This window comes from Micromonospora sp. NPDC049799, assembly GCF_040656655.1.
Lineage (GTDB): Bacteria > Actinomycetota > Actinomycetes > Mycobacteriales > Micromonosporaceae > Micromonospora.
In genome coordinates this window covers 8,373-14,182 of sequence record NZ_JBFAMU010000089.1, presented here as the reverse complement: position 1 = coordinate 14,182, position 5,810 = coordinate 8,373, and the positions used below count along the sequence as shown (strand labels likewise).

Annotated in this window: 8 protein-coding genes; 5 read left to right on the top strand and 3 right to left on the bottom strand. The window is 73.1% G+C overall.

Translation table 11 applies throughout. The annotated features are described in order from the left end of the window. The first annotated feature begins 29 nt into the window (after window positions 1-29). Window positions 30-410: a hypothetical protein gene (locus tag AB0I76_RS10280; RefSeq protein WP_357032787.1), complete on the top strand. Its 381-nt coding sequence runs from the start codon at window positions 30-32 to the stop codon at window positions 408-410. Between the two features lie 9 nt (window positions 411-419). Further along, window positions 420-1,376, top strand: a complete 957-nt coding sequence (gene pheA, locus AB0I76_RS10275) for a prephenate dehydratase (RefSeq protein WP_357032784.1) — start codon at window positions 420-422, stop codon at window positions 1,374-1,376. 42 nt (window positions 1,377-1,418) lie between these two features. Here the strand turns inward: pheA and AB0I76_RS10270 are convergent, their stop codons facing one another. From AB0I76_RS10270 to AB0I76_RS10260, 3 genes are all read right to left on the bottom strand, one after another. Then, window positions 1,419-2,141: an AIM24 family protein gene (locus AB0I76_RS10270; protein ID WP_357032781.1), complete on the bottom strand. Its 723-nt coding sequence runs from the start codon at window positions 2,139-2,141 to the stop codon at window positions 1,419-1,421. Window positions 2,142-2,246: 105 nt separating this feature from the next. Further along, entirely contained in the window at window positions 2,247-2,591 is a 345-nt protein-coding gene (locus AB0I76_RS10265; protein ID WP_357032790.1) for a metallopeptidase family protein, read from the bottom strand. Between the two features lie 77 nt (window positions 2,592-2,668). Beyond that, window positions 2,669-3,100, bottom strand: coding sequence for an OsmC family protein (locus tag AB0I76_RS10260; RefSeq protein WP_357032778.1), 432 nt, complete (start codon window positions 3,098-3,100; stop codon window positions 2,669-2,671). A gap of 130 nt (window positions 3,101-3,230) precedes the next feature. Here AB0I76_RS10260 and AB0I76_RS10255 point away from each other — a divergent pair, with 130 nt between their 5' ends. The 3 genes from AB0I76_RS10255 (at window position 3,231) to AB0I76_RS10245 (ending at window position 5,747) form a co-directional block, all read left to right on the top strand. Beyond that, window positions 3,231-3,938, top strand: a complete 708-nt coding sequence (locus tag AB0I76_RS10255) for a hypothetical protein (RefSeq protein ID WP_357032775.1) — start codon at window positions 3,231-3,233, stop codon at window positions 3,936-3,938. Between the two features lie 175 nt (window positions 3,939-4,113). Then, the gene (locus tag AB0I76_RS10250) at window positions 4,114-4,935 is read left to right on the top strand and encodes an HAD family hydrolase (RefSeq protein WP_357032772.1); all 822 of its coding nucleotides are present in this window, start codon (window positions 4,114-4,116) and stop codon (window positions 4,933-4,935) included. Next, window positions 4,935-5,747 carry an HAD family hydrolase gene (locus AB0I76_RS10245; protein WP_357032769.1) on the top strand — a complete coding sequence of 271 codons (813 nt, stop codon included), beginning with the start codon at window positions 4,935-4,937 and terminating at the stop codon, window positions 5,745-5,747. Before AB0I76_RS10250 ends, AB0I76_RS10245 begins: the two co-directional genes overlap by 1 nt. Window positions 5,748-5,810: the final 63 nt, after the last annotated feature.

Below are 5,810 nucleotides of genomic sequence, written 5' to 3'. Positions count from 1 at the left end.
GTCGACCTGGGTGAAGTCCCAGGAGTGCGGTGGGCGGGCGAGCAGCATGGCAGGCGGGTCCGGCAGCGGTCGCGGCGACCCCGTCCGCCGGGCTCACCGCCGTGGCCTGCGCCGACGGCCCGTCCGGGCAGCGGGTCACCGAGCTGGTGCGCGGCCGGGCCGGTCTGCTCCCCCGCGACGCGACCGTCCGGGTCCGGACCGGTCCCCTCTGCGCCGGGGACTGGCACTACACCGTGCTCGACGTGACCGGGTACGAACAGCTGCACGTGGTGACCGAGGGCCCGTCCCGGTCACCGCGTCTGGTGACCGCCGGCACCGACGTCTGCACCGTCGAGGTCCGCGCCGCCGGGCCGCCCGCCATCCGGACCCTGGCCTGCGACGGCGACCCGGCCGCCGGCCCGGGTGCGTAGGCTGACGGCATGCCCGGAACGCCGCCGACCCGCTTCGTCTACCTCGGGCCCGAGGGCACCTTCGCGGAGCAGGCGCTGCACCGCGTGCCCGCCGCCGAGCGGGGCACCCGTACGCCCGCCCGCAGCGTCGGCGAGGCGCTGGAGAGCGTACGGGCCGGTGAGGCCGACGCGGCCCTGGTGCCGATGGAGAACTCGATCGGCGGCGCGGTCGGGGTGACCCTGGACGAGCTGGCCGAGGGGGAGCCGCTGGTGATCACCCGTGAGGTGATCCTGCCGGTGGAGTTCGTGCTCGCGGCCCGGCCCGGCACGACGCCCGAGGGGATCCGCTCGGTCGCCGCGCACCCGCAGGCGTCCACCCAGTGCCGGAACTGGCTGCGCGCGCACCTGCCGGACGCGGTGGTGGTCGACGTGCTCTCCAACGGCGCCGCCGCGGCCGGTGCCGCCGCCGGGGAGTACGACGCCGCGATCTGCGCCCCCATCGGGGCGAGCCGGCACCGGCTGGAGCTGCTCGCCGACAAGATCGCCGACCATCCGGACGCGGTGACCCGATTCGCGCTGGTGTCCCGCCCCGGCCCGCCCCCGCCGCCGACCGGCGACGACGTGACCTCGCTCGCCGTCTACATCGCCCACGACCGGGTGGGTGCGCTGCTGTCGGTGCTGATGGAGTTGGCCGTCCGGGGCGTCAACCTCACGCGCATCGAGTCCCGACCGACCGGCGAGGCGCTCGGCCGGTACGTCTTCTTCCTCGACTGCAGCGGCCACGTCGCCGACGTACGCCTGGGCGAGGCGTTGCAGGGCCTGCGACGTGTCTGCGCCGACGTGCGATTCCTCGGGTCGTACCCCCGGCACCGCTGGATTCCGGCGACGGGTGACCGACCGGTCCCCGCCCCGGCGGGCCTGTCGGACGCCGACTACGCCGACGCCTCCGCCTGGCTGGCCCGCCTCCGCTCCGGCGACCTCACCTGAGGAGCAGGTGTCCCGCCGTGCGGCGGGACACCTGCCGGGGCGTCAGCTGAGAAGGCCGCCCAGGAGGCCGCCCTGCTGCTCCTGCTGGCCGCTGCCCATGATCGGGGGCTCCTCGGAGGGCTGGACGACCACGAAGCCCTGACCGGCGAAGCTCATCGTGAACTGCTCACCGGTACGCCGGCCGAGCAGCGTGCCGAGGCCGAGCTGCTCGGCACGGTGGTAGCCGGTCTGGAGGTTGGCCGACCAGCAGACCGCAGCCTGCGGATCGACGTAGGTGGGTGCGTCGACGTTGAGGACCACCGGGGTGCCCTTGGTGGTGATGGCGATCCGGCCGTGGCCGCTGAAGACGCAGTTGAACAGCCCGGACGACGAGGCCATGCCGGCACCGCCGACCATGCGGATGTCGTACTGGAGGGTGGAGTCGAAGGCGAGCACGCTGGAGCCGTTGATGGAGAGGGCGTCGCCCGGCTCCAGGTCGATGATGTGCACGTCCTTGGCGAAGTCGGCGAGGAAGACGTCGCCGCGCCCGGACACCTTCATCAGGGGTACGCCCTCGCCGGTGAGCTTCTGCTTGAGGAACTTGCCCAGCCCGCCGGAACCGAGCGCCTGGAACTGCACCTGCCCCTGGTAGGCCACCATCGAGCCGACCCGGGCCATCGCCTCGCCGTTGAGTTCGATCTTCAGCATCTTGGAGTTCTGCAGCCGCATGCCGGGCTGCGCGGACTCCTTCTCCAGGTTGTCGGCGGAGAAGAGTTCGCTGCGCATGGAAGTGCCTCCTGAAGTCGCCGGTGCCTCTCCGGCGACGGTAGGTCAGGGACGCAAGCAGCGGCCATCGGCTGAGCGGACTCTCAGCCCGGTCCGCGCCGGCTCTCAGGCCCAGCCCAGCTCGTGGAGGCGCTCGTCGTCGATGCCGAAGTGGTGGGCGATCTCGTGCACCACGGTCACCGCGACCTCGTCGATCACGTCGTCGTCGTTGTCGCAGATGCGCAGGATCGGGTTGCGGTAGATGAGGATGCGGTCCGGCAGGACGCCGGAGTAGTCCCAGCCCCGGTCGGTGAGGGCGTGGCCCTCGTACAGGCCCAGCAGGTCCTCGCCCGGGGGTGGGTCGTCCTCGACGAGGATCACCACGTTGCTCATCAGGGCGAGCAGTTCCTCCGGTACCTCGTCGAGCGCCTCACCCACGAGGTCCTCGAACCGCTCCCGGCTCATCTCCACGGCCACCGCCCCATTGTCCCCGTCCCGCCGTTCCGCGTGGCCGGCGGCCGGGCGCGCGGAACGGCGGGGGACGGGTGTCAGGAGACGAGGCGGGCGTTCAGGGTGATCTCGGCGCCGGGAGAGAGCAGGCGGGAGATCGGACAGTTCTGCTTCGCGGCCTCGGCCAGCTTGGCGAACTCGGCCTCGTCGATGCCGGGCACCGCGCCGACGGTGTCCAGCTCGATGCGGGTCACGGTCATGCCGGCGTCGGTCTTGTCCAGGTGCACCTTGGCGGTCGTCTCCACCGAGGTGGGGGTCGAACCGGCGTCGGCGAGCGCCTTGGAGAACGCCATCGAGAAGCAGCCGGCGTGCGCGGCCCCGATCAGCTCCTCCGGGTTCGTGCCCTCACCTTCCTCGAAGCGCGACTTGAAGGAGTAGTTCCCCTCCAGGCCGCCCTTGCCGGTGCGGACCGTGCCGGACCCCTCGGTGAGGTTGCCCTGCCAACGTGCGGAAGCGGTACGAATAGGCATGGCGATGACGCTAGTCGAAAGAAAACCGCCGGGCGACCGACCGCGTGGCCGCCGGCTTGCGCGATTCGACCCATCGGGTGCCGGCTGTGCCATGATTCGGCGTGGGTCCGCCGACGCGGAAGGGTGACCGATGTCGCACGAGATCTCCATCCCCCGGCAGGACGACCGGTCCGACGGCACCGCCGTCGTGGAGTGGGGCGGCGCCGACCGGAAACCCCGGGGCCGGTTCGGGCGGTCCCTCGCCGGGGTCGCCCGGGACCGCCGGCTGCCGGTCGTGCTGGCCGGTCTGGGAGCGGCGGCCGCGCTGGCCTCCCTGGTCGGCGAGTGGCTGGTGCTGACCCTGCCGAACTCGGGCCCGAACGGGGAGCTGATCCGGGTGCCCGAGGGGGTCTCGGAGATGGGTGGCTTCGGCACCGGATACCTCGTCGGACTGCTGGTGTTGAGCTGCGCGGTGGCGCTCGCGCTCCGCGGCACCCCGCCCGTACGACCGAATGCCCGGATCGTCGGTCTCGCCCTGGCGGTGGCCCTCCTGGCCCTGCTCGCCGCGGCCGCCACGCACCTGGGTGACACCGACCGCCGCGCCCTGTACTACGGCGAGCAGGAGGGGTTCGCGATCGAGTACGGGCGAGGGCTGGTGACCGCCTTCGTCGCCTGCGTCCTCCTCGGCGCCGCGCTCTGGCCGACACCGTCGGACGCTCCGGTCGCGGCGGCGGGCACCACCGCGTCCCCCCGTCGACGCCGCTGGAGTGCCGACGACCCGGAGGCCGAGCTGCCCGCCCCGGCCGACCTGACCGTCGCGCCCACGATCCCCTTCGCCCGGCCGGAATCTCCCTCCTGACCTGCGCCGCCGGCCCTGACCGCCGGGCCACCGGAGGTGCCCCGGGCGTTGGTATCCGATTCGCCTGGAAGCCATGGCTGCGACCGGTTCCACGAGGTACGGTTGCTGCCCGCCGTCACTCCGGGTCCGAGCACCGGAACGGCTGGTTGCGACGGCGGCGGGCGAAGGAGGAACCATGACCCGCCCGGGCCTGCCCAAGCTGATCGCCACCGACCTCGACGGGACGCTCGTGCGCAGCGACGAGACGGTCTCCGCGTACACGCACGAGGTGCTCGACCGGGTGCGGGCCGCCGGGATCCCGGTGGTCGGCGCCACCGGCCGTGGTCCCCGGCTCACCGAGTTGACCCGCAACGACATCCGCGCCGCCGACTTCCTGGTGATGGCCGGTGGCGGCCGGGTTGTCGACCAGAGCGACCCCACGGGACCGGTGGTCCTGCGCGACGAGCGTCTCCGCGGCGAGGTACTGGCCGCCCTGCTGGCCGACCTGGAGGCCGCGGCCGGGCCGCTGACCGTGATGGTCGAGGCGTCCGACGAGCACGACGCGCCGCTCTGGGGCGACTACCACCCGAGCTGGCCCTACCAGGACCGGTTCGAGGCGCGCAGTCGTGCCGAGTGCCTCTCCTGTGACGTGATCAAGGCGTTCGCGCGGACCGCCGACCACCACGTGGACGAGCTGCTGGACGTCGCGCGGCAGATCATCCCGTCCGACGTGGCCACGCTGACCCAGGCCGGGCTCGGCTTCATCGAGATCTGCCCACCGGGGGTCGACAAGGCGACCGGGTTGAGCGTGGTGGCGCAGAGCCTCGGCGTCGACCCCGCCGAGGTGCTGGTCTTCGGTGACATGCCCAACGACCTGCCGATGTTCTCCTGGGCCGGCTGGTCGCGGGTGGCGGTCTCCAACGCCCACCCGACGGTCCGTGCCGCCGCCGACGAGGTCACCCTGCGCAACGACGACGACGGTGTGGCGGTGTACCTGGATCGGCTACTGTCGCGCTGATGGGAGAGCGACCCCGGCTGATCGCCACGGACATCGACGGCACCCTGCTCCGGGACGACCGGACGCTCAGTCCGCGTACCGCCGCCGTGCTCGCGCGGCTCACCGCGCGCGGCACGCCGGTCGTCCTCGTCACCGGCCGCCCCATCCGTTGGCTCAAGTTGGTGTACGAGCAGCTGGCGGAACCGCTGCCGGCGGTCTGCGCGAACGGGGCGGTCGTCTACGACCCGGTGGACGACGAGGTCCTGCGCGCCGATCCGCTCGCCCCGGCGCTGCTGGCGGAGGTGGCCCGGCGGCTGCGGGCGGAGGTGCCCGAGATCAGCTTCGCGGTGGAGATCGTGGACAGCCGGGAGATGCGGCACGAGGCGCACTACCCGCTGCGGTGGGACGCCGACCACGCCGCGATCCGGGCCGTGGAGACACCGGAGGAGCTGCTGGCCGCCCCGGCGGTGAAGCTGCTGGCCCGGGCCGGCGAGCAGGACCCGGACGCCTTCGTCGCGCTGGTCGCCGGGGCGGTGGCCGGGCTCGCCGAGGCGACCCACTCGTCGTACTCGGGGCTCGTCGAGATCTCGGGTGCGGGGGTGACCAAGGCGGCCGGGCTGGCCTGGTACTGCGCCCGGCACGGCATCGACGCCGCCGACGTGCTGGCCTTCGGGGACATGCCCAACGACCTGCCGATGCTCACCTGGGCCGGCCGGGCGGTCGCGGTGGCCAACGCGCACCCCGCCGTCCTGGAGATCGCCGACGAGGTGACGGCGGCCAACACGTCCGACGGCGTGGCCGCCTACCTGGAGAAGGTTTTCGGGGTGGGGTGAGCGGCCGGCCGGCCCGCGGGCGGCCCGGCGCCCACCGTCACACGGACAGGCCCGTGCGGTGTA